Origin of the sequence: Streptomyces sp. NPDC055243, assembly GCF_044544025.1 — a bacterium.
In the GTDB taxonomy this organism is placed as follows: domain Bacteria; phylum Actinomycetota; class Actinomycetes; order Streptomycetales; family Streptomycetaceae; genus Streptomyces.
Window position 1 is genome coordinate 851,051 of sequence record NZ_JBITWR010000001.1, and the last position, 25,030, is coordinate 876,080.

Genomic DNA, 25,030 nt, shown 5'->3' on the forward strand with positions numbered 1-25,030 from the left:
GGGGGACTGCGGGTGGTTCAGGCGGGTGGTTCAGGCCGCGGCGGAGGCTTGGGTCTGGACCTGGGTCTTGGTCTCGGCTTCGGCTTCCGCAGAGTGGGGCGCGTCGACGCCCAGTCGCTGCAGCAGCTCGGCACGCAGCTCGGCGAAGCGCGGATCGGAGATGCCGCGCGGCCGGTCCAGGTCGATCTCGGTTTCGTACGCGATGACCCCGTCGTCCATGACGAGCACCCGGTCGGCGAGGAGCACGGCCTCCTCGACGTCGTGCGTCACGAGCAGGACCGCGCAGCCGCGCCGCTGCCACAGCTCGTCGACGAGCCGCTGGGCCTTGATGCGGGTGAGTGCGTCGAGCGCGCCGAACGGCTCGTCGAGCAGCAGCAGATCGGGCTCGCGCACCAGGGCCCGGGCCAGCGAGGCGCGCTGGGCCTCGCCACCGGAGAGCGTCTTGGGCCAGGCGTTCGTACGGTGCTTCAGCCCGACCTCCTCCAACGCCCGCTCGGCGACGCTCCGTTCGGGCTTTCCCTTCAGCCCGAGCAGTACGTTCCGCCACACGCGCTTCCAGGGCATGAGCCGCGGTGCCTGGAACGCGACGGCCTTGCGGCGCGGCACGAGGACCGTCCCCTCGATGTCTCGGTCGAGCCCGGCGAGGATGCGAAGGAGGGTCGACTTGCCGCAGCCGCTGCGCCCGAGCAGCGCCACGAACTCCCCGGGCCGCACGTCGAGATCGAGCCGGTCGATGACGGCACGCCCGTCGAAGGAGCGGGTCAGCCCTTCGACGCGTACGGCCGAAGTGGCCGTCCTGGCAGGGGTGTTGGCCGTTGGGTCGGCGGGGGTCACCGGCCGGTGAACGTCGGTCGCCATTGCAGCAGCAGCCTTTCGAGGGTGCGGACGATGAAGTCGGCGATGAGGCCGAGGAAGGCGTAGACGATCAGGCAGACGACGATCACGTCGGTCCGCAGGAAGTCACGCGCCTGGACCATCAGGAAACCGATGCCGGAGTCCGCGTTGATCTGCTCGGCGAAGACGAGGGCGAGCCAGGCGATACCGAGGGAGTACCGCAGACCGGTCATCGCACCCGGCAGCGCGCCCGGCAGGATGACGTGGCGCACGAGCCCCCACCGAGAGAGTCCGAGGGACTCCCCGGCCTCGATGAGCTGCGAGTCGACCCCGCGGATGCCCGCGTACACGTTCAGATAGAGCGGGAACGAGACGCCCAGCGTGATGATGGCGACCTTGGGCGCCTCACCGATGCCGAACCAGATGATGAACAGCGGGATGAGCCCGACGAAGGGCACGGTCCGCAGCATCTGCACGCTGGCGTCGACGAGATCCTCGCCGACGCGGAAGAGGCCCGAGACGAGCGCGAGCGCCGTCCCGACGACGGTGCCGAGCAGCAGCCCCACCGCGACGCGCTGGAGGGAGACCCCCATGGCGGAGGTCAGCGAACCGTCGCTGAGGAGATCGCGGGCGACACCGGCGATGGTGCCCGGCGAGGCGAGGATGTCTTTGGTCAACACCCCTGTGGAGCTGAGGAGTTGCCACAGGGTGAGGAGCGCGAGGGGGCCGGAGGTGCGGCGCAGCCAGCGGGGGATGCGGGTGCGGCGGGTGGAGGAAGGAACGATGGGGACGAGATCGGGCTGCGCCGACCGGGCGCCTTGGGCGCCATCGGCGTTGCCGACGTCCTGGGCGGGATCATCGGACTTGGATATACCCGAAATGTCGGATACGGAATCCGGCGGGGCATGGCTGATGCTCATGGGGCTCCACGGCAGGAGGGAGGGATGCCCGAAGCGGCTACGCGCGGGACGGCGAAATCAACCGCGCGAAGGCAGCAGGGCAGAGAAGTGCGAAGAGTGAAAAGCGGGCTGAGAGAACGTCAGCAGCCGCGGCGACACGCAGCAGAAGCCACCCGCAGCAGGTCGATGTGACCGCGCGTGGTGAGCAGAGCTGAACGCAACATGCCGCTGAACGTAGCCAGATCGTCTGCGTACGGTCAATGGCGTCTCGAAAGGCGGACGCCACGTATCAGTGAATGGGAGTGACGTGAGGGAGGATGGACCCATGTCCGATGCTTTCACCACACGTGTCCTGAACGTCACCACCGGCTCGTCCGAGAAGGTCTTCGACCTCACCGACGACTGCCAGAGCTTCCTGCGCGAGGCGGCGGCAGGCCGGGACGGCCTGCTCAACGTCTTCGTCCCGCACGCCACCGCGGGCATCGCGATCCTGGAGACGGGCGCGGGCAGCGACAACGACCTGCTGGCCGCGCTGCACACCCTGCTCCCGGCCGACGACCGCTGGCAGCACCGCCACGGCAGCCCCGGCCACGGCCGCGACCACGTCCTGCCGGCCCTGGTGCCTCCGCACGCGACGCTGCCGGTGGTGAGGGGGCAACTGGAGCTGGGGACCTGGCAGTCGGTGTGCTTGGTGGACACGAACCGGGACAACCCCGACCGTCAGGTGCGGTTGAGTTTCCTGGGCTGAGCGAGATCGCCTCCCAGGGCCTGGCGCCATCGCCCTCGCAATGACGGAGCCGACGTCTCCGGCGGCGAGCAGGGCGAACCCTGCGCGACCCACGTCCGTGCCGACGGCGCCGGCCACATCGTGAAGATGAGCCACAACGGCATCGAGTACGGCGTTTGGACAGGTCGGCGTGGGCCGACGGTTCAGCTCGACGCGGGTGTGCGCTGGGGATCTCGGGTCAGCGGCGGCCGGTGGACAGGGTGATGAGGAACTGGCCGCCGCCCGGCTCGATGTCGGCGGTCACCGGGAGCCCCGGTACCAGTCGGGAGAACCGGTCAACCAGCCAATCCGCCGCCTCTTGGGCGTCCCGCCTGGTCGGACAACGGCCCACCATCTCGCGGCCCCCCTTGCGCTCCAGCCTCCCGGCCACGGTGATCAGTGGCGCGGGTTCGACCACGTACAGGCGGTCAGGCCAGGCGATGACCACCTTGACCGCGCCCTTGCGGGTGTTGCACCCGCGGTGCGCGAGCCGCTCGGCGACCTTGGCCTTCCGGTCGGCGGTCCGGCTGTCGACGCTGGGCCCTCGCGGGTCGTTCACCGACTCGTCGGGGTCGACCGCCTCGTCACACACCCAGCATCGCCAGCCGTCGCGTTCGGCCACATCATCAAGGAGACTCATCCGAGCAAACTAGCCTGCCCGGCCGCCACCCCGCGCACCAGGGCCCGGCAAGTTCTGACCTGCGCATACGTCGGCTGCCCTGCTGCGTGCCGTCCTTCCGGTCACCCGGCACGTGAAGACGAGATCAGGTACCTTGACGGTCGCGTGCGGGGCGAATCTTGCCGGAGACGGAAGGGACGGGCTGTGCCTGACGAGCCGATCGATGTGGTGATCGCCGACGATCAGGAGTTGGTCCGAACCGGCTTCGAGATGATCCTCGATGCCCAGCCGGGTATCCGGGTCGTGGGTGTCGCCCGAGACGGTGTCGAGTGCGTGGAGCTGGCCCGACGGCTGTGCCCCGCGGTGGTGTTGGTCGACATCCGCATGCCGCGCATGGACGGCCTGGAGGTCACCCGCACCCTGGCGGGCGGGTCGCCCGGCGCATCCGCGATGAACGTCGTGGTGATCACCACCTTCGACCAGGACGACTACGTACGCGACGCTCTGCGCTACGGCGCCTGCGGCTTTCTGCTCAAGGACGCTCCGCCCGCGCTGCTCGTGGAGGCGGTACGGGCGGCCTCTCGCGGCGACGCGCTGGTCTCGCCCGCGGTCACCGTGCGGCTGCTGCGCGGCCTGCGGCACAGAGCCGGCGGTGAGGAGCAGCAGGCGGCCGCCGGGCTGAGCAGCCGGGAGACGGAGATCTCTCGGCTGGTGGCCGTGGGACGCACCAACCAGGAGATCGCCGAGGAACTGTTCCTGTCGCTGTCGTCGGTGAAGACATACCTGGCCCGGATCCAGGCCAAGGTCGAGGCCCGCAACCGCGTGGAGATCGCGGCCTGGGCATGGGAGAACGGTGTGGTCACCTCGCGGGAACCGCGGTCGTGAGAGGGCGCGGCAGTCCGGCCACCACCTCCCACTGACCGGAGCTCGTGGCCCCGGCCCGGAACGTGCCGTCGAGCGCCTCGACGCGTTCGCGAAGACCGATCAGGCCGAAGCCGCTGCGCCCGCCCGCCGGATGGTCCGCCTGGCGCTGACCCGCGCTGTTGGTCACCGCCACCCGTAACCACCCCGGATCGGCGTCCAGACGTACGGTCACCCGCTCGCTCGGGGCGTGCCGCAGCACGTTGGTGAGGGCCTCCCGGACCACCCGCAACACGGTCGCCTCGACCTCCGGGCTGAACCGGCTCGTGCGGACCGCGGCGCTCGCCTCGAGCCGGGCCGCCGGAGCGTCGGGCCGGCGCCGGGAGAACTCGCCGACGAAATCCCCGAGTTCGGCGAGGAGATCGCCCGGCCGCAGCGCCTGATGGTCGTCCTCGCGCAGCACCCGCACCAGCCGCCGCATCGACTCCAGGGTCTCCGTACCGGACCGGGCGATCGCCTCCAGGGCCGGCTCGACCCGATCGGGCGCGGTCGCGTGGACGGTCCTTGCCGCGTTGGCCTGCACGATGATGCCCGTCATGTGGTGGGCGATCAGGTCGTGCAGATCCCGTGCCAGAGCCAGCCGCTCGGCGTGCCGCACGTCCCTCACGGCACGCTGCCGGCGGGCCTCGGACGCGCGGACGACGCACCCCATGGCGATGCCGAGCGAGAGCAGGATCGTCACCATGTAGCTGCCCCCGACGAAGCCGTCCAGAGTCCGCGTGCGCAGTGTCTGCATCAGCATGCCGGCGGCCAGGGCGGCGACCGTCCACGCCATGGCACGGGTGCCGGGGACCTGGGCGAGCGTCTGGATGATCAGGAACAGCAGCGCGAACATCTCCAGATACCCGAAGTCCGTCCCGCTCACCGGCACGAACAGGCACACGCAGCTGAGCGTGAGGGAGATGGCGGCCGCCCCCACCGCCCGCGCCGGGAAAGGCAGCGGGTGGTGGGGGCCGGGCAGTGCGAGCGCGGCCAAGGGGCCGGTGACGAACACCGGCAGCCAACTGGTGGGTGCGATCGGCGGCTCGGTCACGAACAGGAGCACCAGGATGTCGGCCGCCCACAGCAGGGCCAGGGACATCACCGCGGCGGTGGAGACGACGCGGCGGACGCCGGGCAAGAACGGAGGTTTCCAGTCCACGCCACCAGCCTAGGGAGCCGGATGGCTCATGTGGTGTCGGCCGGATGACCGACACGGAACGCCGCACTCCGTACCCAGGGCTGACGCCGGGCCCCCGCGGGCCGGCCCAGCATGGTTCGAGGGCACGGGCGTTCCCCCGGCGCCTGTGCCCCGCCCGGCCCGTCGACGACGGTTCCTCCGGGCGGCAGCCCAGGGTCCCGACCGCTTCCCATCCTCGTCTCGCTCCTGACGTACGGAGACTGTTGTTCACATGGCTACTTTTCTGCACCGGCTCGGGCGCGGCGCGTTCAGGCGTCGCTGGCTGATCCTGTTGCTCTGGGCGGTCGTACTCGGCGTCGCGGGCGCCGCGGCGGCGGGCAGCGGCGGCAGCGGCAACTCGAACATCACCCTGCCCGGCATCGAGGCGCAGAAGGCGTACGACGTACTCGGTGAGAAGTACCCTGCGGCCAACGCCGACGGGGCGAGCGTCCGTGTCGTCGTCCGGGCACCCGACGGTCAGAAGCTGGCCGCCGACGAGCCGCGAGCCGAAGTCTCCTCACTGCTCAAGGACGTGCGCGCCTCTTCGCCGCGAGTCGCCTCGGTCGCCGACCCGTTCAGGGCCAGGACCATCAGCGCCGACGGAACCACCGGCTACGCCCAGGTCACGTACAAGACCAAGCCCGCCGAACTGACGGACGCGGATCACAGCCGCCTCGACGACGCCCTCGACGCGGCACGCGGCCAGGGCCTGACCGTGGAGGCCTCCGGCAGCGCGCTGGCACCCGCCGAGGCGAGCAGCTCCTCCGAAGCGATCGGGTTCGTGCTCGGCGCGTTGATCCTGATCGTCACCTTCGGCTCGTTCATCGCGGCCGGCATGCCGCTGCTGACCGCCCTGCTTGGTGTCGGCATCACCATGAGCGCCATCACCGCGCTCACCACGGCCCTCGACCTCAACAGCAGCACCTCGTCCCTCGCGACCATGCTGGGCATCGCGGTGGGCATCGACTACTCCCTGTTCATCGTCTCCCGCTACCGATCCGAGCGGGCCCTGGGCCACGACGCCCGCGAGGCGGCCGCCCGGGCGAACGGCACCGCGGGCTCCGCGGTGGTCTTCGCCGGTCTGACCGTCGTCATCGCCCTGGTCGGCCTGGCCGTGGTGAACCTGCCCATCCTCACGGCCATGGGCATGGCCGCCGCAGGTGCCGTCGTCGTCGCCGTCCTGGTCGCCGTCACGCTGGTCCCGGCCCTGCTCGCCTTCGCCCCCGAGCGCGTGCTCGGCCGCCCCTCCCGCAGGAAGTCCGCCGGTTCGAAGGACACCGGCACCAAGCCGCCGCTGGCGGAGCGCTGGGCGGCCTTCGTCCTGCGCCGCCCCTGGAAGGTCCTGCTCTGCGCGGTTCTCGGCCTCGGTGTGATCGCGCTGCCCGCGACCCGGCTCGAACTGGGTCTGCCCGACGACAGCACCAAGCCCGCCTCCACCACGGAGCGCAAGGCCTACGACATGCTCGCCGAGTCGTTCGGCCCCGGCTTCAACGGCCCGCTGACGCTCGTCGTCAGCGGCAGCGATCCGGCGGTCACGAAGAGCGCCGTCGGCCAACTCGACGTCAGGGTCAAGGACGTGAAGGACGTGGCCACCGTCGCCCCGGCCACGTACAACCCGGCCGGTGACACCGCGATGGTCACGCTCGTCCCCAAGAGCTCGCCCGCGAGCGAGGCGACCAAAGACCTCGTCCACACCATCCGCGACCAGGCCAAGGGGGTGCAGACCGACACCGGCGCACAGGCCATGGTCACCGGCACCACCGCGATGAACATCGACGTCGCCGCGAAGTTCGCCGACGCGATCATCCCCTACCTGGCGCTCGTCGTCGGCCTGGCCTTCCTGGTCCTGATCCTCGTCTTCCGCTCGATCCTGGTGCCGCTCAAGGCGGCGCTCGGCTTCCTGCTGTCCGTCCTGGCCTCTCTGGGCGCCGTGGTCGCGGTCTTCCAGTGGGGCTGGCTGGGGGACCTGTTCGGCCTGGAGACCACCGGCCCGATCATGAGCCTCATGCCGATCCTCCTGGTCGGTATCGTCTTCGGCCTCGCCATGGACTACCAGGTCTTCCTGGTCACCCGGATCCGGGAGGCGTACGTCCACGGAGCCGATCCGCGCCAGGCGATCACCGAGGGCTTCCGGCACAGCGGCAAGGTCGTCATCGCGGCCGCGCTGATCATGACGGGCGTCTTCGCCGGGTTCATCGGCGGCGACGACGCCATGATCAAGTCGCTCGGCTTCGGTCTGGCCATCGGGGTCGTCTTCGACGCGTTCGTGGTCCGCATGACCATCGTGCCCGCCGTCCTGGCCCTGCTCGGCCGGCGGGCCTGGGCGCTGCCCGGCTGGCTCGATCGACGCCTGCCGCACGTCGACGTCGAAGGAGAGAACCTCGACAGCACGGTCCCCGCGGTCCGCGAACCCGCCCACAGGGAAGCCGACAGCACTCCGGCCCGTTGAGTCCCCGATGCGCCCGCACACGGGGCGTCTTGGACCGTATTGGCGAACCCCGGATTATTAGCGAACCCCGGGCTGGAAATCCCGCAGGATCGCCTGGCCCGCCGCGCGGTGCTCGGCGGCAGCGGACGGGTCCGTTTCGGCGAGCAGGGCCGCGATTCCCTCGTGGGCCAGTGCTTCCTCGTGCCGGTAGCCCAGCTGTGGGGCCAGGTCCAGGGCCTGGCGGTGCAGGCGCAGGGCCTCGTCGGGGAGGCCGGCCAGACGGCAGGTTTCGGCGTAGCTGTTGAGGAAGCGGATCTTCCAGTGGTCCTCGAACAACTCCTCCAGGAGCGCGAACGCCTGGCGGTGGCTGGTCAGCGCCTCTTCGTGGCGGCCCATGCGGCGCAGCGCGACACCCAGGCAGTTCAGGCACCATGCCTCGTTGTTCAGATGCCCGTCCTCGCGGGACAGCGCCAGCGCCCGGTTCAGATGTTCCGCCGCCGCTTCCGGCTCGTCGTCGGCCACGGCCACGCCGAGGGTGATCCGTGCCGTCAGCGCGGGCGGCCACGCGGGGTCGGCGTGGGGGACGGCAAGCACCTCGCGGGCCCGCTGCGCCGCCTCCTCGCGGTGGCCCAGCTGCAGCATTGCCCAGGCCTCCGACGCGGCCGCACTGGCCGTGCCCGTCGGACTGTCGGCCTGCTCGTACAACTTGCCTGCCAGCCTGAAGAGTTCGAGCGGCTCCTCGACGTACCCCTCGTCCCACTTCAGATAGCCGCGACGCAGGGCCAGTTCGGCTTCCGAACCGAAGTCGCCCGCCTGGGACAGCCGCGTCTGTGCCGCCTCGTACGCGGCCTCCGCCTCCGCCATCCGTCCCGCGTTGTAGCGCGCGAAGCCCAAGTCGCTGTAAGCGTCGGCCAGTTGCAGCGGGTCGCCCAGACGCTCGGCGGCGGCCAGTGACCGTTCGAAGAGCACGTTGAGATGGGTCGTGCCGCAGCGTCGCGCGAAGTACGCCCGGAGGAAGCGCGGCAGCTCGCACACGTGCGCGTCCGCCCCCACGGCGTCCGCCGTCTCGAAGGCGGCCACCAGGTTCTCGTACTCCGAGACGAGCCAGGCGAACGCCGCGTTCTTGTCCGTGAAGTGGGGGAGGGCCGTCGGGGGCCGGCCCGCTGAAGCCGGGCGGCCGGGGGAGAGGAACGGCATCGCGGCATCGGCCGCGGCCGCCGCATGCACGTAGTAGTCGAGGAAGCGGCCCAGCGCACGTTGCCGCTCGGCCGGTGCGTCCAGCTCCGTCCCGGCCCGGCGCGCGTGCTGGTGCACCAGGTCGTGCAGGCGGTAGCGCCCCGCTGTCGACTCCTGTACGAGGTGCGCGTCGACCAGGTCCTCCAGCATCGCCCGCGCATCGCGCAGCGGCACGTCCGCCAGCGCCGCCGCCAGGTACGCGTCGAAGGAGCCGCCCGGCAGCAGGCCCAGCATGCGGAACAGGCGGGCCTGGGACCGGTCCAACTGCCGTACGGACATGGCGAACGCGGTGTCGAACTCGCTCGCCCCCTCGGCCAGCCGCTCGACGAGGATGCCCACCGTCCAGCCCGGCCGGTGCCGCAGCCGGGCCGCGGCAAGGCGCAGGGCGAGCGGCAGGTGGCCGCAGAGCCGCAGCACCTCGGCGGCGGAATCCGGGTCGCGGGCCAGGCGTCCCTCGGGACCGCTCGGATCGCCGCTCGCTCGGGCAAGCAGCTCCGCGCTCTCCTGCGGGCTCAGCACGTCGAGCGAGACCGGGGGCACCTCGTCCAGGCCGAGCAGCCGGTTGCGGCTGGTGACCAGGGCGACGGACGGACCGGCGCCGGGCAGCAGTGGGCGGACCTGGTCGGCATCGGCGGCGTTGTCGATGACCACCACGACCCGCCGGCTCGCCAGCTCCGAGCGCCAGCAGGCCGCCAGCTGCTCCACGCCCTCCCGAGGGACCTTCTCGGAGGGGACGTCGAGCGCGCCGAGCAGCATCCGCAGCGCCGAGTCGGGGTCGAGCGGTTCCCTGCCCTCGGTGAACCCGTGCAGGTCCACATAGAGCTGGGCGTCCGGGTAGTCGGCGGCGAGCCGGTGCGCGGCGTGCATCGCCAGACAGGTCTTGCCGACACCGGCCATGCCGTCGACGGCGACCACCCGGTGGCTCTCCACCGCGGCCAGCACGGCGGCGAGTTCGGCCTCGCGCCCCGTGAAGTCGGGCACGTCGCGCGGCAGATCGTTGCGGGGCTTCGGCCTGCCCTGGCGGCTGGACTTCGGGGGCGCGGGCAGCGGGCTGGAGGACCGTTCCCACAAGGGGCGCAGCGGACGGGGGTCGCGCTTGACGAGGCGGCAGAGCGCGATCACCGCGGGCCAGGGCGGCACGGTCTGACCGCCGAGGTAGCGCGACAGGGACGAGGAGCTGAGTCCGGCGTCCCGCGCCAGGGCCCGTACGCCGAGCCCGGACAGCTCCTGGAGCAGGCGCAGCCGGGCCGCCAACTCGTTCTGCGGGTCCGACTTCGCGGCTGTCCCGTGCAGTTCATCCATCAGGTTCCCCCCGGTGTCCCGTTGCGGCAGAAACCTACCGGGCCGCGTCGCCGCTGCTCAAGGCTGTTTCAGCTGTCCCACGGTGTCCCATCGCCGTGGTCGTGGCGAGCGGATCGGGCTGAGATGGACTCACACCCCGAGGGAACGGGGCACCGGCCCGAAAGGGCCCCGAACAGAGGAGCAACCGAAATGCAGTCTCGTATGCAGAACCCCGCGGTCGTCCTGTCCGACGCGATGCCGTCCATCCAGTCGCTCTTCAAGGCCGTGCACTCCGGCGGAGTGGACGGGCAGACCCTGGAACTGGTGCACCTGCGGGTCAGCCAGATCAACGGCTGCAGCGCCTGCGTCGACGGCGGCGCGAAGTCGGCCCGCAAGGCCGGGGTGAGCGACGAGCGCCTCGCCACGGTCGCCGCCTGGCGCGAGGCCCCGTACTTCACCGAGCCGGAGCGGGCGGCGCTCGAACTGGCCGAGGCCGCGACGCGCCTCGCCGACCGTCCCGACGCGGTGAACGACGAGGTGTGGGACGCCGCCGCCACCCACTTCGACGAGAAGCAGCTGGCCGCGCTCGTCCTCATGATCGGCGTCACCAACCTGTTCAACCGGCTCAACGCCTCGACCCGCCAGATCGCGGGCGCCTGGGGCTGACACGCCCGGCCCGCCGCCGCGTCCCACCGAGCCACGCACACGCCACGTACAAGCACGTACAAGCACGCACAGGAGGAGCCCCGCCATGACGAACACGCTGAAGCCCGCCAAGAGCACCACCACCGCGACCGCCGAGAAGTTCGACGGATTCACGGAGGAGGAGCGAGGCGCGATGAAGGCGCGCGCCCAGGAGCTGAAGGCGTCCTCACGCCGTGGATCGCGCGCCGACAAGGCGGCGGAGGAGGAGGCCGCCGTGGTCGCGAAGATTGCCGAGATGCGGGACGCGGACCGGGTCATGGCCGAGCGGATCCACGCGGTGATCAAGGAGAACGTGCCGGAGCTGGCCCCGAAGCTCTGGTACGGGATGCCCGCGTACGCCATGGACGGCAAGATCGTCTGCTTCTTCCAGAGCGCGCAGAAGTTCAGCGCGCGGTACGCCACCTTCGGCTTCAGCGACAAGGCGAACCTCGACGACGGGACCATGTGGCCGGCCTCGTACGCACTGAAGGAGCTGACCGCCGACGGCGAGGCGCGGATCGCGGCGCTCGTGAAGAGGGCGGTGAGTTGAGGGGAGGCCGGAGGGCCGCAAGCCCACAAAGGCATCAAGCCCTCAAGCTCACACAGCCCTCAAGCCCTCAGGGTGAAGTCGCGTACCGCGTACCGCGTGCCGACGTTCCCCGCGTGCCACTCGTGGTTGCCGCCCACCCAGTTCGAGAGCCCGGTCATGAAGCGGGCGACGCGCGGGTGGGTGGCGGAGAGGGCGGCGGCCTGCTCCTCGAAGAGGTGGACCAGGTCGTTGTGGACCTCGATCGCCCGCTGAAAGGCATCCTCGATGGAGCAGTCCTCCTCGGCGGCGATCACGGTCGGCAGGCTGTAGTGGAAGCGTTCGCTCTGCTGCTCCTTGCGCAACGAGTTCAGGTCGTTGCAGATGGTCGCGGCGTTCGAGGACAGGGCGACGGCGCGCTGTACGGCGGGCTCCGCGAAGAGCTGGGCGGGCAGTTCGTAGCCGCCGACGGCGTCGGTGATCGTCAGGCACGGGCGGAAGCTGTTGAACTGCCGCTGCACCAGGTACTCCCACACCGTGGGAGTGCGGTGCTGGGTGATGCAGTCGCCCTCCGCGTCGTAACCGAGGTAGAGGCTGGCGATGTCGTGCCGGTAGCGGTGCGCCTGGGCCGGAGTGGCCAGGGCACGCAGGTGGTCCATCGCCGACCGCATCGAGCGCAGGGCCGGGTGGGAGTCGAGGCCGGACCGCCAATCGGCTTCGTAGCGGGGGGTGTTGTGGGCGGGGTCGATCGCGGACCGGGCCACGGCGAGTGTCGCGCCGCGCCGGTCCGCGCGACCTCCGTACTCCGCTTCGCAGAAGTAGTCGTCCACGGCGTTCTCGCCGACCAGCAGGCGGGCGGCGGCCATGAGGTGGTCGATGCCCAGTGCGTCCGGCGACCAGCCGGGCGTTGATCTCGTGCGCCAGTGCGCGGTCGTCCCGTAGGGCGGGCGGGGAGTAGAGGCCCTCGATGCGTTGCGAGGGCGGGGGCTGGGCTGCTGACGCAGCCTCAGGAAGGGCTTCCGCTTCCGCCACTGGTTCCGCCACTGGTGCGAGGCGCAAGGACCCCGTCCCGATCCCGGACGGACCCGACAGCAGGCGTGTCAGCAGGCTGGGAGAGCCAAGGGCGTCCGCGGTGTCGTCGGTCGTACCGGAAAGGGGCGCCTTCATCCGCGACTCCGTCCACGGGGGGGATTGCCTCGACTCGGGTCGACTCGGATCGGTCTTCGACGCAGGGATAGCACGGCCCCGGTGCCGCAATCGTCGACCTCACGGCCGCGACCATCCCCTACTGGGAACTGCGGGCCAAGTCCTCGCTCGCCACCGGCATCGAGGAGCCCTTCCTGACCGCGTACCGAGAAGGCAGTTTCCACTACCTCCTCATCGCGGCCGACCGCGTCTGACCCGCCGAGGGCGCGGCCCGCGGGGCTCCCCGGGTGATCATCCGTGCCGTCGGGTGTGTCCGGCACGGTCCTGACCTCGGGCTTCGTAGCGTCGCTGCGTGACCGAAACCTCTCGTTCCCTCCCACGTCCCCCGACATCCCTGCTGAAGCGCACCGCGATCACCTGCGCTGCCACCGCGCTGGCACTGACCCTCGGCGCCCCGACCGGTCCTGCCACGGCCTCCGCCGCCGACCCGGCACCCGCGCCCGCCCCGCTCGGCGGAGTGCCGGTACAGCTCCTGGCCCTGAACGATCTGCACGGCAACCTGGACCCCGTCGAGGGCGCGGCCGGCCGCGTGCGGCGCGGGGGCGACGTCCAGGCGGGCGGGCTGCCCCAGTTGGCCACGCTCATGGACAAGGCCCGGACCGGACCGAACTCGCTCAACGTGGCGGCCGGCGACATGATCGGCGGCAGCCCGCTGCTGTCCGCCCTCTTCCACGACGAGCCGACGATCCACGCCCTGGAGAAACTGGGCCTCGACGTCGCTTCGGTGGGCAACCACGAGTTCGACGAGGGGCCCGGCGAGCTGGGCCGCATCGACCGGGGCGGCTGCCACCCGGAGGACGGCTGCGCCCCCGGCGGCGCCTACGACGGCACGGACTTCCCCTACCTCGCCGCCAACGTGACCCGCAAGGGCAGCGAGTCGCCGGTGCTGCGGCCCTACATGATCAAGGAGCTGCGCGACGGGCGGCGGATCGGGTTCATCGGGCTCGTCACCAAGGAGGCACCCCAGGCGATCAACGCCTCCCAGATCCGTGACCTGGAGTTCCACGAGGAACTCCCCGTCATCAAGCGCTACTCGAAGGAGCTCGCAGGGCACGGAGTCGACGCCCAGGTCCTCCTGATCCACGAGGGCGAGACCGTGAACGGGGTCGCCGGGGCCGGGAACTGCGACGCCGAAGGGCCCGGGTCCCGGCTGCGCGGCCGCATCAAGGGCATCGCGGAGAAGGCGCCGAGCGCGGTGGACCTCGTCGTCACCGGCCACTCGCACGACTCCTACGAGTGCACGGTCACCGACCCCGCCGGGCGGCCCCGACTGGTCACGCAGGCCGACTCCTTCGGCCGCTCCTTCACGGATCTGCGCTTCCGCCTCGACCAGGGCGGCGACGTCATCCGCCGCTCGGTGGTGGCGAAGAACCACGTCGTCCCCGTCGACACCCCGAAGGAGCCCGCGATGAACCGGCTCGTGGAGACCTGGCGGGGGCGCTCCGAGGCCGCGGCGAACCGGAGCGTCGGTTACATCTCCGCCGACGTGCCCGGCCGCGGCTCCCCCGAGTCCGAGACCCCGCTCGGCAGCCTGCTCACCGACGCGCAGGTGCGGGCCACCCGGGGCTACGAGGCCGACCTGGCCTTCCTCAACCCCGGTGGCATGCGCGCCGACCTGGTGCACAAGGGCGACGGGACGGTCACCTACGCCGACGCGTACCGCACCCAGCCCTTCGACAACCCCCTGTGGACGATGACGCTCACCGGCGAGCAGCTCATCACCGTCCTGCGGCAGCAGTTCACCGGCGCCAACGCCGACGAGCCGCGCTTCCTCCAGCTCTCCTCGGCCCTGCGCTACTCCGTCGACATGAGCCACCGGGGCGCCGACCGGCTGCTCACGGACACCGTGCGGGTGAAGGGCGAGGCGGTGCGGCCCACCGACACGTTCCGCGTGACCGTCAACGACTTCCTGGCCAACGGCGGGAACGGCTTCACGGAGTTCACCAAGGGCACCGACCGCGACGGCGGCGACGTGACCGACCTCGAGGCGCTGGTGGACTACCTGGACAAGAACTCCACCCGGGAGGCCCCGCTGGCTCCTCCGGCTCCCGGGCGCATCACCTTCGTCGGGAGGTAGGCGCGCGGTTCGTCGCGCCGCCCTGGTGAGCCGTGTCTCACCAGGGCGGCGCCTCTTGTTTATGCAACGAGTTGCATAGCAGGATCGGGGCATGGCACTGGAGCACGCGATCCTCGTCTCGCTGCTGGAGAAGCCGGGCTCCGGCTATGAGCTGGCCCGGCGGTTCGAGCGGTCCATCGGCTACTTCTGGACCGCCACCCACCAGCAGATCTACCGCGTGCTCAAGCGCATGGAGAGCGACGGCTGGATCGACGTCCGCGAAGTGCCGCAGCAGGCCAGGCCGGACAAGAAGGAGTACTCCGTCGCCGCCCTGGGGCAGACCGCGCTCTCCCAGTGGCTGCACGAGCCCATCGAACCCGAGAGCGTGCGCCACGAGCTCGCCGTGAAGATCCGCGGCGCGGCCTTCGACGACCCGGCCGCGCTGATCCGCGAGGTCGAGCGGCACCGCCAGGCGCACACCGACCGGCTCGCACGCTACCTCGCGGGGGAGCTGCGCGACTTCACCGGACCCGACGCGCCCACCACGCCCGAAGCCGGGCGCGAGCTCCAGCACGTCGTGCTGCGCGGCGGCATCGCGTACGAACGGATGACGCTCGCCTGGCTCGACGACGTGCTCGACACCCTCCACCGGCTCGGTCCCCAGGACTGAACCGGCCCAGGCTCCATGCCATTACCCCACCACCCCTCACCTCCCGAGCCGGAAAGGCGAACACTCATGGCCGACCAGCTGCTGTTCAACCCGCGCACCTACGACCCCAAGCAGTTCGACACCGAGACCCGCAGGCTGCTGCGCGCGACCGTCGACTGGTTCGAGGCCCGCGGCAAGCGACAGCTGATCGAGGACTACCGCACCCGCGCCTGGCTGGCCGACTTCCTCGAGTTCTCTGCCAAGGAGGGTCTCTTCGCGACCTTCCTCACCCCGGCGTCCGCGGCGAAGGACAAGCCGGACGCGCGCTGGGACACCGCCCGCATCGCCGCCCTCAACGAGATCTTCGGCTTCTACGGGCTCGACTACTGGTACGCCTGGCAGGTCACCATCCTCGGCCTCGGCCCGGTCTGGCAGAGCGAGAACGCCGCCGCCCGTACCCGCGCGGCGGAACTCCTCTCCCAGGGCGAGGTGTTCGCCTTCGGTCTGTCCGAGAAGACCCACGGCGCCGACATCTACTCGACCGACATGCTTCTGGAGCCCGATGGCGAGGGCGGCTTCCGGGCCAGCGGCTCCAAGTACTACATCGGCAACGGCAACGCGGCCGGGCTCGTCTCCGTCTTCGGCCGCCGCACCGACGTCGAGGGCCCCGACGGCTACGTCTTCTTCGCCGCCGACAGCCGCCACGAGGCGTACCACCTCGTCAAGAACGTCGTCGACTCCTCGAAGTACGTGAGCGAGTTCCGCCTGGAGAACTACCCCGTCGGCCCCGACGACGTGCTGCACACCGGCCGCGCCGCCTTCGACGCCGCCCTTAACACCGTCAACGTCGGCAAGTTCAACCTCTGCACCGCCTCGATCGGCATCTGCGAGCACGCGATGTACGAGGCCGTCACGCACGCCAGCAACCGCATCCTGTACGGCCGCCCGGTCACCGCCTTCCCGCACGTGCGCCGCGAGCTGACCGACGCCTACGTCCGCCTGGTCGGGATGAAGCTGTTCAGCGACCGCGCCGTCGACTACTTCCGCTCCGCGGGCCCCGACGACCGCCGCTACCTCCTCTTCAACCCCATGACGAAGATGAAGGTGACCACGGAGGGCGAGAAGGTCATCGACCTGATGTGGGACGTCATCGCCGCCAAGGGCTTCGAGAAGGACACCTACTTCGCCCAGGCCGCCGTCGAGATCCGCGGCCTGCCGAAGCTGGAGGGCACGGTCCACGTCAACCTGGCCCTGATCCTCAAGTTCATGGGCAACCACCTGCTGAACCCGGCCGAGTACGAGCCCGTGCCGACCCGCGTCGACGCGGCCGACGACGACTTCCTCTTCCGGCAGGGACCTGCCCGCGGTCTGGGCGCCATCCGCTTCCACGACTGGCGCACCGCCTACGACGCGTACGCGGCGGTGCCCAACGTCGCGCGCCTGCGCGAACAGGCCGACGCCCTCTGCGAGTTCGTCAAGACGGCAGCCCCCGACAAGGAGCAGAGCAGCGACCTCGACCTCCTCCTCGCCGTCGGCCAGCTGTTCGCGCTGGTCGTGCACGGCCAGCTGATCCTGGAGCAGGCGCGTTTGATCGGCCTCGACGAGGACGTGCTCGACGAGCTGTTCGCCGTTCTCGTACGCGACTTCTCCGCGCACGCCGTCGAGCTGCACGGCAAGGACTCCGCCACCGCCGAGCAGCAGAGCTGGGCGCTTGGCGCGGTGCGGCGCCCGGTCGTCGACGACGCGCGCTCGGCACGGGTGTGGGAGCGCGTCGAGGCGCTGGCCGGTGCGTACGAGATGGCGCCGTAGTACTCCTACGAGTTGGCGCCGCAGCACCTCGGAGCCGTGGCTACTTCCTGCCGATCAGTCGGCGGGGGGCGGTCACGGCTCCTTGCGTAGGCACCTCACCCGCGAGCGGCGCAGTCCGGGCAGACTCCCCGATACGTCACCTCGGCCTCGGAGATGGTGAAGCCGAAGCGCTCGGAGGCCGGAAGGGCGGCCAGGGGATCGCCGGCGGGGTGCACGTCACGGATGGCGCCGCAGCCCGAGCAGACCAGATGCTGGTGCGGGTGGTGGGCGTTGGGGTCGTACCGCTTCGCGCGGCCCGTGGACACCTCGATCACCTCGCCGAGGGAGACCAGCTCACCGAGGGTGTTGTAGACCGTGGCGCGAGAGATCTCCGGCAGCCGGGCGGTGGCGCGCGCGAGAACCTCGTCGGCGGTCAGGTGGACGTGTTCACCGTCGAGTACCTCGGCGACCACTCGGCGCTGAGCGGTCATCCTCCAGCCACGTCCGCGGAGCCGTTCCAGGAGATCGCTCATGCGTACCAGCCTAACTGTGCATCGTCTGACGACTGAATTCGTACGGACCCGTCTGTCGTATTGACTTGGACTTGGTCCATCGTAGGATCAGTTCCGGCCGACGGCCAAGGGACAGGGCAACAGCAGGGAACAGCACGTGACTTCAGGAGACGGGTCCGCTCGCCCCGGCATCCGGTGCGTTCGCCCCGACATCCAGTGCCCCGCTCGCGGAGAAACAGTCCAGCGGGCAGGCGGGCGTCCTCGGCCTGGAACTGATGCCCCAGCCGCCCCTCGGCGCCCCAGACCGTTCCGTCGTGCGCAGTTCCCGAGCACCGTGATCCGCCCCGTCCGGAAGGATTCCCATGACTGACAACCATGACGCGATCGTCACCGACCCCGAGCCGGAGGAGACCGGCGGTTGCCCGGTCGCGCACGGTCGCGCCCCGCACCCGACCCAGGGCGGTGGAAACCGCCAGTGGTGGCCGGAGCGGCTCAACCTGAAGATCCTCGCCAAGAACCCCGCCGTGGCCAACCCCCTGGGCGAGGAGTTCGACTACGCCGAGGCGTTCAAGAGCCTCGACCTGCCGGCCGTGAAACGCGACATCGCCGAGGTCCTCACCACCTCGCAGGACTGGTGGCCCGCCGACTTCGGCAACTACGGCCCCCTCATGATTCGCATGGCGTGGCACAGCGCGGGCACCTACCGCATCAGCGACGGCCGCGGCGGCGCCGGAGCCGGGCAGCAGCGCTTCGCCCCGCTCAACAGCTGGCCGGACAACGTCAGCCTCGACAAGGCCCGCCGACTGCTCTGGCCGGTGAAGAAGAAGTACGGCCAGAACCTCTCCTGGGCCGACCTCATGGTCCTCACCGGAAACGTCGCCCTGGAGACGATGGGCCTCAAGACCTTCGGCTTCGCCGGCGGCCGCGCCGACGTCTGGGAGCCCGACGAGGACGTGTACTGGGGCCCCGAGACCACCTGGCTCGACGACGAGCGCTACACCGGCGACCGCGAGCTGGAGAACCCGCTCGGCGCGGTCCAGATGGGCCTCATCTACGTCAACCCCGAGGGCCCCAACGGCAACCCGGACCCGGTCGCCGCGGCCCGCGACATCCGTGAGACGTTCCGCCGCATGGCGATGAACGACGAGGAGACCGTCGCGCTCATCGCCGGTGGTCACACCTTCGGCAAGACCCACGGCGCGGGACCGAGCGAGGCCATCGGCGACGACGTCGAGGCCGCGCCCATGGAGCAGCAGGGCTTCGGCTGGAAGAACTCGCACGGCACCGGTGTGGGCCCCGACGCCACCACCAGCGGTCTCGAGGTCATCTGGACCACCACCCCCACGCGGTGGGGCCACGACTTCTTCAAGCACCTCTTCGAGTACGACTACGAGCTCACCCAGAGCCCGGCGGGCGCGAACCAGTGGGTGGCGACGAACGCCGAGGCGATCATCCCCGACGCCTTCGACGCGTCGAAGAAGCGCCTCCCGATGATGCTCACCACCGACCTGTCGCTGCGCTTCGACCCGGTCTACGAGCAGATCTCGCGGCGTTTCTACGAGAACCCGGACCAGTTCGCGGACGCGTTCGCCCGCGCCTGGTACAAGCTGACGCACCGTGACATGGGCCCGATCGTGCGCTACCTCGGCCCGGAGGTGCCCGACGAGGTGCTGCTGTGGCAGGACCCGCTGCCGGCGGCCGAGGGCGAGCCGGTCGACGCCTCGGACATCGCATCCCTCAAGGAGCAGATCCTCGCCTCGGACCTCACCACCGCGCAGCTGGTCTCCGCGGCCTGGGCCGCGGCGTCCTCCTTCCGCGGCAGCGACAAGCGCGGTGGCGCCAACGGCGGTCGTATCCGCCTGGAGCCGCAGCGCAGCTGGGAGGTGAACAACCCGGACGACCTCGCGCAGGTGCTGCGTACGCTGGAGGGCATCCAGGCGTCGTTCAACTCCGGTGCCAAGAAGGTCTCGCTGGCCGACCTGGTCGTCCTCGGCGGCTCCGCCGCGGTCGAGAAGGCGGCCAAGGACGCAGGTGTCCAGGTCGAGGTGCCGTTCACGCCGGGCCGTGTCGACGCCGCGCAGGAGCAGACGGACGTCGAGTCGTTCGCCGCGCTCGAGCCGACCAACGACGGCTTCCGCAACTTCGTCGGCAAGGGCAACCGCCTGCCGGCCGAGTTCCTGCTGATCGACAAGGCGAACCTGCTGACCCTGAGCGCGCCCGAGCTGACGGTCCTCGTCGGCGGTCTGCGCGTCCTGGGCGCCAACCACGCCGGGTCGAAGCACGGCGTGTTCACGGACAGGCCGGGCACCCTGTCGAACGACTTCTTCGTCAACCTGCTCGACATGGGCACGACCTGGAAGTCGACGTCCGAGGCGCAGGACGAGTTCGAGGGCCGTGACGCGAGCGGCACGGTCAAGTGGACCGGCACCCGCGCCGACCTCGTCTTCGGCTCCAACTCCGAGCTGCGTGCGCTCGCCGAGGTCTACGCGAGCGATGACGCGAAGGAGAAGTTCGTGAAGGACTTCGTCGCGGCCTGGGACAAGGTCATGAACCTCGACCGGTTCGACCTGGTCTGAGTCTTCTGATCGCCACGTCAGGGTCGGCCCGCACGGGCCGACCCTGACGTCTTCTCAACTCGCGGCGGAAGCAGGAAGGCAGAACGCGTCGTCGTCGGAGCTCAGCTGTGCGTCCCGCATGCGTGCCCTTCGGCTGGAGTGCTGTGGCCGTGCACGGGCTCGGTGCCGGGCCGGTCGCGGAGCCGGAGGCTGATCAGTGCGGTGATCGTGAAGGCGGCGGCCTGGTAGAGCATGGCGTGCCGGAACGCGGTGTCCGCGTCGGCGGCGGGGGCGTAGTAGGCGAGTCCGGCCGCGGTCACTCCGATGGATCCGCCGAGCTGCTGCGCTGTGGGCAGCAGCCCGGAGACCGAACCGGCGGCGGGGCCGTGCACCTCGGCCAGGACCAGGGTGAACACCGACGCGGTGAAGGCGCCGAACGCGGCTCCGCCGATGGCCAGCACGGGCAGTGCCGCCTGACGTCCCTCCGCCGAGCCGACGAGCGGGGCCAGTGCCAGGCACATCCCGGCCAGCACCAGGGACGCGACCGTGAGCACCGTCGGCCCGTGTCGGCGGGTGAGAGCGGGTGCGGCTCTGCTGCCGACGACAGCGGCTGCGGCGAACGGCGCCGACGTCAGAGCGGCCGCCAGGGCCGAGTACCCGACGGCGGACTGGAGGTGAAGGAAGAGCAGGTAAGTGAAGGAGGGCACGCCCGTGTTGAACACGAACACCAGCAGCGTGCCCCTGCGCGCCGACCGGTCACGCAGCACCGACGGATGGATCAGCGGGTCGGGCCGGCGCGGGAGGCTCCGGACGAAGTGGCCGAGGGCGGCCACCGCCACGGCGAAACCGGCCCACGTCCACCAGGGCCAGCCCGCTTCCCGCCCCAGCGCCAGGGGCAGGACCAGCGCACCGGCTCCCACGGTGACCAGCAGCGCACCCAGCTTGTCGACGCGGAGTCCGTCCGCCCCGCGGGTGCGGGGCAGCGCGGTCGCTCCGGCCAGCGAGGCGAGCGCCACCGGCACGGTGAGGAGCATGACCGGTCGCCAGCCGAGGCCGAAGAGATCGGCACTGAGGACGAGGCCGCCGATCAGCGGTCCGGCCAGTGACGCGACGGCCATGGTGGCGCCGTACAGGCCGAAGGCGCGCGGCCGGCGTGTGGCGGGCACGGCGGCCTGGATGAGCGACAGGACCTGGGGGGCGACCAGACCGCTGCCCGCGCCCTGCACCAGCCGGGCCGTGATCAGCGACGCGGCGTCCGGGGCACACGCGGCGGCCAGTGACCCCGCGGTGAAGACCATGGTGCCCACCACGAACAGCCGGCGGTAGCCGTACCGGTCGCCCAGCCGTGCGGCGGGGATGAGCAGGCACGCGTACGTCAGGGTGTACCCGGCGAGGACCAGTTGCACGGCGCCAGGACCGGCGCTCAGGCCGGTCTGGATCGCCGGCGCGGCCACCTGGGCGACGGTGACGTTGAGCAGTTGCACGAACGTGGCGCTGAGCACCACCGGCAGCACGAGGCGTCCGCCGCTCACGGCAGCAGCGCCGCGGCGAGCTCATGGGGCCGGGCGGCGAACGGGCTGTGGCTGCCCGGGAGGGTGCGCACGGTGAACGGGTTGCCGGGCACGGCCCGGTCGGCTTCCGCGATCATGAGATCCTGCACGGCCGTCGGCAGCGCCCGATCGTCGGCGCAGCGCAGGAAGGTCCGCGGGACGCGCCCCCACCGTCCCGGAGTCACGATGACCGGGGTGGTGGGGATCGCCAGCGGCAGATCGGGGCTCAGCGCCGAGCGCCAGCGGTCGAAGCGGTCCCGGGGAGTGTCGTGGTAGTGGGTCTGCCGCAGTTCCTCTACGTAGGCGGGGTCCTGTGAAAGCGGGTTGATGCGCACGGCGCCCAGTTCCCCGGGGTCGCCGAGGTTGAGGCTCTGGCCTCGCGCCGTGGCGTTCTCGGGCGAGCCGAGATAGTCGAAGAACCGGGGCCGTCCGGCGGGCACGAAGGCGGAGAGATAGACGATCTCGTCGACGAGTTCGGGTGCGCGCTCGGCGGCCAGTGACGCGGGGCCGCCGCCCGCGCTGTGGGCGACGAGCACGACACGACGGTGGTGGCGGGCCTGGCGCAGCGTGTCCAGCACGGCCGCGGCGCAGTCGTCCATCGTCACGGTGGCGAGCGCGGACTTCTCGGTCAGCAGGCCCGGCTGGCCCGGCGTGAGGTATCCGCTGGGCAGGGGCGCGTCGAAGCCGTGTCCCGGCAGGTCGACGGCCATGCTCGCGGCACCGAGCCCGGCGAGTGCGCGCTGCGTCGCCGCCCACTGCCCGGAGCCGTGCCAGGCCCCGTGCACGAAGACGAAGACGGTGTCCGGGCAGGAGGAGGCGGTGGTGTCTGGGGAGGAGGAATCAGTCATGACCGCATTCCACGCGACCCGGCCTCTCTCATCCAGCGAAAGATCTGACAGGCTGGCCGACGATACCTGTGAGGTATGGCTGGGAGGCTGACATGGAGGCGCGGCACCTGAGGTACGCACTGACCCTCGCCGAGCACGAACACTTCGGACGGGCGGCCGGTGCGCTGGGGATCGCGCAGCCTCCGCTGTCCAAGCAGATCGCCGACCTCGAACGGGAAGTTGGCGCCCGCTTGTTCGATCGCACCCGCCGAGGGGTGTTTCCGACGGCTGCGGGCGCGGCCTTCCTCTCCCGGGCGCGCAGGGCGCTCGACGAGATCGCGGCGGCCTCGGTCGACGCCGCCAGGGCGGCACGCGGCGAGACGGGCCGACTGCGCCTGGGTTTCATCGCATCGGCGCTGCTCGAACCGCTGCCGGACGTTCTTGGCCGGTTCGGCCGTGAACGGCCCGACGTGCGGTTGGAACTGCACGAGATGGCGACCCACCGCAGCACGGCCGCGCTCGTCGCCGGCGAGCTGGACGTGGCGATCGGCCTCGGCCGGCCACGGGGCGTCGGAGCCGAGCAACTGGTCTCGGTGCCGATCGGGCACGACCACATGGTCGCGGTCGTGAGCAGCACGCACCCGTACGCGGGTCAGTCGTCGGTGGACGTGGACCAGTTGCGGCGACAGCCGCTGATCGTGGCGCCGGGCGAGGATGAGCCCGCCGTCGTCACCGGACTGCGGACCCTCCTGGGCAAGGACTCCCCGGCGCTCTCCGGCGCGACCGTCGCGAGGGACATCCACACCATCATCGGCCTCGCCGCCTGTGGGGTGGGCGTCGGCCTGGGGCCCTCTCGCATGCTGGCGGCCCCACGACGGGGCACGTGGTTCTGCGAGGTGACCCCGCGCACGCCGCTGCCCGATCTGGTCCTGTCCTTCAGCGCCCGGGACCGTTCCCCGGCGCTGAACGCCTTCCTCGACGTCATCCGCACGAACTGCCCCGATGTCGGTGCGGCGCTCGACCACCGGCTCGGCCCCCTCGGACCACAAGGGGAAAGCGATTGACGTCCTCTCAGCTCTCCATCAGGACCCGGGCGTCGACCGGCAGCCCCGTCGCGAAGGACTCGTTCGCGGCCAGGCCCGTGGCCAGGGAGAGCGCTCCGTCGCCCGCGTCCGCCGCGCGGCCGAGCGAGTCCGTATCGCCGGGCGCCCGCTCGCCGAAGAGATCGGCGAGCATCCGCACGTCTCCGCCGCCGTGCCCGCCTTCCTCCGTGGGCACCTTCACTTCCCGCGGCTCCTCCCAGAAGCGGCGCAGCAGCAGTTGCGTACGGCCTGCCTCGTCCCCGACCGCCGCGCCGTGCATGACGGCGCTCGCCCCCTCGGTCCGTACGTCGGGGCGTGTCCAGGTGGATTCCTCCACGAGGAGTTCGATGCGTCCCTCGCTTCCGTTGAAGGCGATCCGATAGCCCTCCCAGGGCGCGTACGCGGTGAGGTGGTACGTGAGGGTCGCGCCGGACGAGTAGCGCACCAGCACCGCCATGTCGTCCTCGATGCTCACTCCGGGCCCGAACACGTTCTGGTCGCGGTGGTAGCCGTCCTCCGCCTCCGCCTCCAGATACAGGGCGCTGAGCACGGACGAGTCGGCCAGGCGGATGGCGAAGGGGTCGCCCTCGGCGGCGGGGGAGCCGTGCGCGCGCGTGTAGTCGCGGGCCAGGCCGCGCCGGTTGCCCGCCTGATCGCCGTAGAAGAAGAGCCCGCCCTGCGCGTAGACGGTCTGCGGCTGCGCGCCCAGCCACCAGTTGACCAGGTCGAAGTGGTGGGTGGCCTTGTGCACCATCAGGCCGCCGGAGTTCGCCTTGTCGCGGTGCCAGCGGCGGAAGTAGTCCGCGCCGTGCCGCAGGTCGAGCAGCCACTCGAAGTGCACCGAGCCGACCTCGCCGATCTCACCCGCCGTGAGGAGCTCGCGCACGGCCGCATGCACGGGGTTGTAGCGGTAGTTGAAGGCTACGCGGACCTCGCGGCCCGTGCGGCGCCGGGCGTCCAGGATGCGGCGGGCGCGCTCGGCGCTCGTGGTCATCGGCTTCTCGGTGACCACGTCACAGCCCGCTTCGAGCGCCCGCACGATGTAGTGCTCGTGCAGGTGGTCGACGGTGCACACCACCACGAGGTCGACGCGCTCGCGGCGCAGCATCTCCTCGAAGTCGTCCGCGCGGTAGGCGGGTACGGGCGGTCGGCCGGGGCGGGCGGTCGCGATCCAGTCGTTGTGGACGGCCATGCGGTGCGCGTTGACGTCGCAGAAGCCGGCCAGCTCGATGCGGTCCGCGTAGGGACCGGCGAGCGCCTCGGTGAAGAGCTGGGCGCGGGCGCCGAGTCCCACTACGGCGCAGCGGCGACGGCGCGGGGCGTCGAGGGGCATGCGTGACTCCGTTCGCGGAGTTGGGGTGTGCGGATGACCGGATGTGGGCGTCGCGGGGGGAGGTGGTGAGCGTGCGGCAACGGTCGCCGTCCACATATTGAGTCGTTTCATTTTTCGGC

The 25,030-nt window shown here is 71.0% G+C and carries 21 protein-coding genes and 1 pseudogene; 11 read left to right on the forward strand and 11 right to left on the reverse strand.

From position 1 onward, the window contains the following. Window positions 1-30 precede the first annotated feature (30 nt). The 3 genes from ACIGXX_RS03670 to ACIGXX_RS03680 form a co-directional block, all read right to left on the reverse strand. Complete coding sequence (locus ACIGXX_RS03670; RefSeq protein WP_351156280.1) at window positions 31-858, reverse strand: ABC transporter ATP-binding protein; 828 nt, start codon at window positions 856-858, stop codon at window positions 31-33. Then, entirely contained in the window at window positions 831-1,754 is a 924-nt protein-coding gene (locus tag ACIGXX_RS03675; RefSeq protein WP_351156278.1) for an ABC transporter permease, read from the reverse strand. The genes ACIGXX_RS03670 and ACIGXX_RS03675 overlap by 28 nt, the downstream gene beginning before the upstream one ends. A gap of 119 nt (window positions 1,755-1,873) precedes the next feature. Beyond that, window positions 1,874-1,957 carry a putative leader peptide gene (locus ACIGXX_RS03680; RefSeq protein ID WP_349817350.1) on the reverse strand — a complete coding sequence of 28 codons (84 nt, stop codon included), beginning with the start codon at window positions 1,955-1,957 and terminating at the stop codon, window positions 1,874-1,876. A 101-nt stretch (window positions 1,958-2,058) separates the two neighbouring features. Here ACIGXX_RS03680 and ACIGXX_RS03685 point away from each other — a divergent pair, with 101 nt between their 5' ends. Then, complete coding sequence (locus tag ACIGXX_RS03685) at window positions 2,059-2,481, forward strand: secondary thiamine-phosphate synthase enzyme YjbQ (protein WP_351156276.1); 423 nt, start codon at window positions 2,059-2,061, stop codon at window positions 2,479-2,481. 217 nt (window positions 2,482-2,698) lie between these two features. Here ACIGXX_RS03685 and ACIGXX_RS03690 read toward each other — a convergent pair whose 3' ends face one another. Further along, window positions 2,699-3,139, reverse strand: a complete 441-nt coding sequence (locus ACIGXX_RS03690) for a hypothetical protein (protein WP_361464849.1) — start codon at window positions 3,137-3,139, stop codon at window positions 2,699-2,701. Window positions 3,140-3,322: 183 nt separating this feature from the next. On the opposite strand from ACIGXX_RS03690, the gene ACIGXX_RS03695 reads away from it, so the two are divergent. Then, window positions 3,323-4,003 (forward strand): response regulator transcription factor, encoded by a 681-nt coding sequence (locus ACIGXX_RS03695; protein ID WP_361464847.1) that lies wholly within the window; start codon window positions 3,323-3,325, stop codon window positions 4,001-4,003. Here ACIGXX_RS03695 and ACIGXX_RS03700 read toward each other — a convergent pair. Then, complete coding sequence (locus ACIGXX_RS03700) at window positions 3,978-5,180, reverse strand: histidine kinase (RefSeq protein ID WP_361464844.1); 1,203 nt, start codon at window positions 5,178-5,180, stop codon at window positions 3,978-3,980. The two genes, ACIGXX_RS03695 and ACIGXX_RS03700, sit on opposite strands and share 26 nt — an antisense overlap. Before the next feature lie 250 nt (window positions 5,181-5,430). Here ACIGXX_RS03700 and ACIGXX_RS03705 point away from each other — a divergent pair, with 250 nt between their 5' ends. Continuing rightward, on the forward strand, window positions 5,431-7,647 hold the full coding sequence (locus ACIGXX_RS03705) for an MMPL family transporter (protein WP_399972375.1): 2,217 nt from the start codon (window positions 5,431-5,433) through the stop codon (window positions 7,645-7,647). A 57-nt stretch (window positions 7,648-7,704) separates the two neighbouring features. Here ACIGXX_RS03705 and ACIGXX_RS03710 read toward each other — a convergent pair whose 3' ends face one another. Continuing rightward, window positions 7,705-10,164 (reverse strand): tetratricopeptide repeat protein, encoded by a 2,460-nt coding sequence (locus tag ACIGXX_RS03710; protein ID WP_399972377.1) that lies wholly within the window; start codon window positions 10,162-10,164, stop codon window positions 7,705-7,707. Between the two features lie 189 nt (window positions 10,165-10,353). Here ACIGXX_RS03710 and ACIGXX_RS03715 point away from each other — a divergent pair, with 189 nt between their 5' ends. Both ACIGXX_RS03715 and ACIGXX_RS03720 read left to right on the forward strand, forming a co-directional pair. After that, a complete protein-coding gene (locus ACIGXX_RS03715; protein WP_351156262.1) occupies window positions 10,354-10,809 on the forward strand; it encodes a carboxymuconolactone decarboxylase family protein in 456 nt (151 codons plus the stop codon). An 85-nt stretch (window positions 10,810-10,894) separates the two neighbouring features. Next, window positions 10,895-11,377 carry an iron chaperone gene (locus tag ACIGXX_RS03720; RefSeq protein WP_399972381.1) on the forward strand — a complete coding sequence of 161 codons (483 nt, stop codon included), beginning with the start codon at window positions 10,895-10,897 and terminating at the stop codon, window positions 11,375-11,377. Between the two features lie 59 nt (window positions 11,378-11,436). On the opposite strand, the gene ACIGXX_RS03725 is transcribed toward ACIGXX_RS03720, so the two are convergent. Then, complete coding sequence (locus ACIGXX_RS03725; RefSeq protein WP_399972384.1) at window positions 11,437-12,219, reverse strand: cyclase; 783 nt, start codon at window positions 12,217-12,219, stop codon at window positions 11,437-11,439. 387 nt (window positions 12,220-12,606) lie between these two features. Between ACIGXX_RS03725 and ACIGXX_RS03730 the strand changes: the two are divergent. The 4 genes and pseudogenes from ACIGXX_RS03730 to ACIGXX_RS03745 all read left to right on the forward strand — a co-directional run. Beyond that, window positions 12,607-12,753: pseudogene (locus tag ACIGXX_RS03730) on the forward strand (SAM-dependent methyltransferase); the annotation flags it as partial. A 98-nt stretch (window positions 12,754-12,851) separates the two neighbouring features. Then, the gene (locus ACIGXX_RS03735) at window positions 12,852-14,636 is read left to right on the forward strand and encodes a bifunctional metallophosphatase/5'-nucleotidase (RefSeq protein ID WP_399972387.1); all 1,785 of its coding nucleotides are present in this window, start codon (window positions 12,852-12,854) and stop codon (window positions 14,634-14,636) included. Window positions 14,637-14,727: 91 nt separating this feature from the next. Further along, window positions 14,728-15,285: a PadR family transcriptional regulator gene (locus tag ACIGXX_RS03740; protein ID WP_366462573.1), complete on the forward strand. Its 558-nt coding sequence runs from the start codon at window positions 14,728-14,730 to the stop codon at window positions 15,283-15,285. Between the two features lie 66 nt (window positions 15,286-15,351). Next, window positions 15,352-17,073 carry an acyl-CoA dehydrogenase family protein gene (locus tag ACIGXX_RS03745; protein WP_399972390.1) on the forward strand — a complete coding sequence of 574 codons (1,722 nt, stop codon included), beginning with the start codon at window positions 15,352-15,354 and terminating at the stop codon, window positions 17,071-17,073. Window positions 17,074-17,168: 95 nt separating this feature from the next. Here ACIGXX_RS03745 and ACIGXX_RS03750 read toward each other — a convergent pair whose 3' ends face one another. Further along, the gene (locus ACIGXX_RS03750; RefSeq protein ID WP_361464825.1) at window positions 17,169-17,585 is read right to left on the reverse strand and encodes a Fur family transcriptional regulator; all 417 of its coding nucleotides are present in this window, start codon (window positions 17,583-17,585) and stop codon (window positions 17,169-17,171) included. A 341-nt stretch (window positions 17,586-17,926) separates the two neighbouring features. Between ACIGXX_RS03750 and katG the strand changes: the two genes are divergently transcribed. Continuing rightward, window positions 17,927-20,140 carry a catalase/peroxidase HPI gene (katG, locus tag ACIGXX_RS03755; protein ID WP_383824109.1) on the forward strand — a complete coding sequence of 738 codons (2,214 nt, stop codon included), beginning with the start codon at window positions 17,927-17,929 and terminating at the stop codon, window positions 20,138-20,140. A 101-nt stretch (window positions 20,141-20,241) separates the two neighbouring features. Here katG and ACIGXX_RS03760 read toward each other — a convergent pair whose 3' ends face one another. Both ACIGXX_RS03760 and ACIGXX_RS03765 read right to left on the reverse strand, forming a co-directional pair. Continuing rightward, a complete protein-coding gene (locus tag ACIGXX_RS03760; RefSeq protein ID WP_383824113.1) occupies window positions 20,242-21,651 on the reverse strand; it encodes an MFS transporter in 1,410 nt (469 codons plus the stop codon). Then, window positions 21,648-22,517, reverse strand: a complete 870-nt coding sequence (locus tag ACIGXX_RS03765) for an alpha/beta hydrolase (RefSeq protein WP_383824116.1) — start codon at window positions 22,515-22,517, stop codon at window positions 21,648-21,650. Before ACIGXX_RS03765 ends, ACIGXX_RS03760 begins: the two co-directional genes overlap by 4 nt. A gap of 92 nt (window positions 22,518-22,609) precedes the next feature. Between ACIGXX_RS03765 and ACIGXX_RS03770 the strand changes: the two genes are divergently transcribed. Further along, window positions 22,610-23,560, forward strand: a complete 951-nt coding sequence (locus ACIGXX_RS03770; protein WP_351156238.1) for a LysR family transcriptional regulator — start codon at window positions 22,610-22,612, stop codon at window positions 23,558-23,560. Window positions 23,561-23,567: 7 nt separating this feature from the next. On the opposite strand, the gene ACIGXX_RS03775 is transcribed toward ACIGXX_RS03770, so the two are convergent. Then, entirely contained in the window at window positions 23,568-24,911 is a 1,344-nt protein-coding gene (locus ACIGXX_RS03775) for a Gfo/Idh/MocA family protein (protein WP_399972396.1), read from the reverse strand. Window positions 24,912-25,030 lie beyond the last annotated feature (119 nt).

Excerpts from the sequence above, each read along its gene's own strand:
- ACIGXX_RS03685 (WP_351156276.1), top strand. The coding sequence starts at position 2,059 with ATGTCCGATGCTTTCACCACACGTGTCCTGAACGTCACCACCGGCTCG.
- ACIGXX_RS03775 (WP_399972396.1), bottom strand. The coding sequence starts at position 24,911 with ATGCCCCTCGACGCCCCGCGCCGTCGCCGCTGCGCCGTAGTGGGACTC.
- ACIGXX_RS03675 (WP_351156278.1), bottom strand. The coding sequence starts at position 1,754 with ATGAGCATCAGCCATGCCCCGCCGGATTCCGTATCCGACATTTCGGGT.
- ACIGXX_RS03725 (WP_399972384.1), bottom strand. The coding sequence starts at position 12,219 with ATGGCCGCCGCCCGCCTGCTGGTCGGCGAGAACGCCGTGGACGACTAC.
- ACIGXX_RS03720 (WP_399972381.1), top strand. The coding sequence starts at position 10,895 with ATGACGAACACGCTGAAGCCCGCCAAGAGCACCACCACCGCGACCGCC.
- ACIGXX_RS03670 (WP_351156280.1), bottom strand. The coding sequence starts at position 858 with ATGGCGACCGACGTTCACCGGCCGGTGACCCCCGCCGACCCAACGGCC.
- ACIGXX_RS03740 (WP_366462573.1), top strand. The coding sequence starts at position 14,728 with ATGGCACTGGAGCACGCGATCCTCGTCTCGCTGCTGGAGAAGCCGGGC.
- ACIGXX_RS03745 (WP_399972390.1), top strand. The coding sequence starts at position 15,352 with ATGGCCGACCAGCTGCTGTTCAACCCGCGCACCTACGACCCCAAGCAG.
- ACIGXX_RS03705 (WP_399972375.1), top strand. The coding sequence starts at position 5,431 with ATGGCTACTTTTCTGCACCGGCTCGGGCGCGGCGCGTTCAGGCGTCGC.
- ACIGXX_RS03715 (WP_351156262.1), top strand. The coding sequence starts at position 10,354 with ATGCAGTCTCGTATGCAGAACCCCGCGGTCGTCCTGTCCGACGCGATG.
- ACIGXX_RS03710 (WP_399972377.1), bottom strand. The coding sequence starts at position 10,164 with ATGGATGAACTGCACGGGACAGCCGCGAAGTCGGACCCGCAGAACGAG.
- ACIGXX_RS03765 (WP_383824116.1), bottom strand. The coding sequence starts at position 22,517 with ATGACTGATTCCTCCTCCCCAGACACCACCGCCTCCTCCTGCCCGGAC.
- ACIGXX_RS03680 (WP_349817350.1), bottom strand. The coding sequence starts at position 1,957 with ATGTTGCGTTCAGCTCTGCTCACCACGCGCGGTCACATCGACCTGCTG.
- katG (WP_383824109.1), top strand. The coding sequence starts at position 17,927 with ATGACTGACAACCATGACGCGATCGTCACCGACCCCGAGCCGGAGGAG.
- ACIGXX_RS03770 (WP_351156238.1), top strand. The coding sequence starts at position 22,610 with ATGGAGGCGCGGCACCTGAGGTACGCACTGACCCTCGCCGAGCACGAA.
- ACIGXX_RS03750 (WP_361464825.1), bottom strand. The coding sequence starts at position 17,585 with ATGAGCGATCTCCTGGAACGGCTCCGCGGACGTGGCTGGAGGATGACC.
- ACIGXX_RS03690 (WP_361464849.1), bottom strand. The coding sequence starts at position 3,139 with ATGAGTCTCCTTGATGATGTGGCCGAACGCGACGGCTGGCGATGCTGG.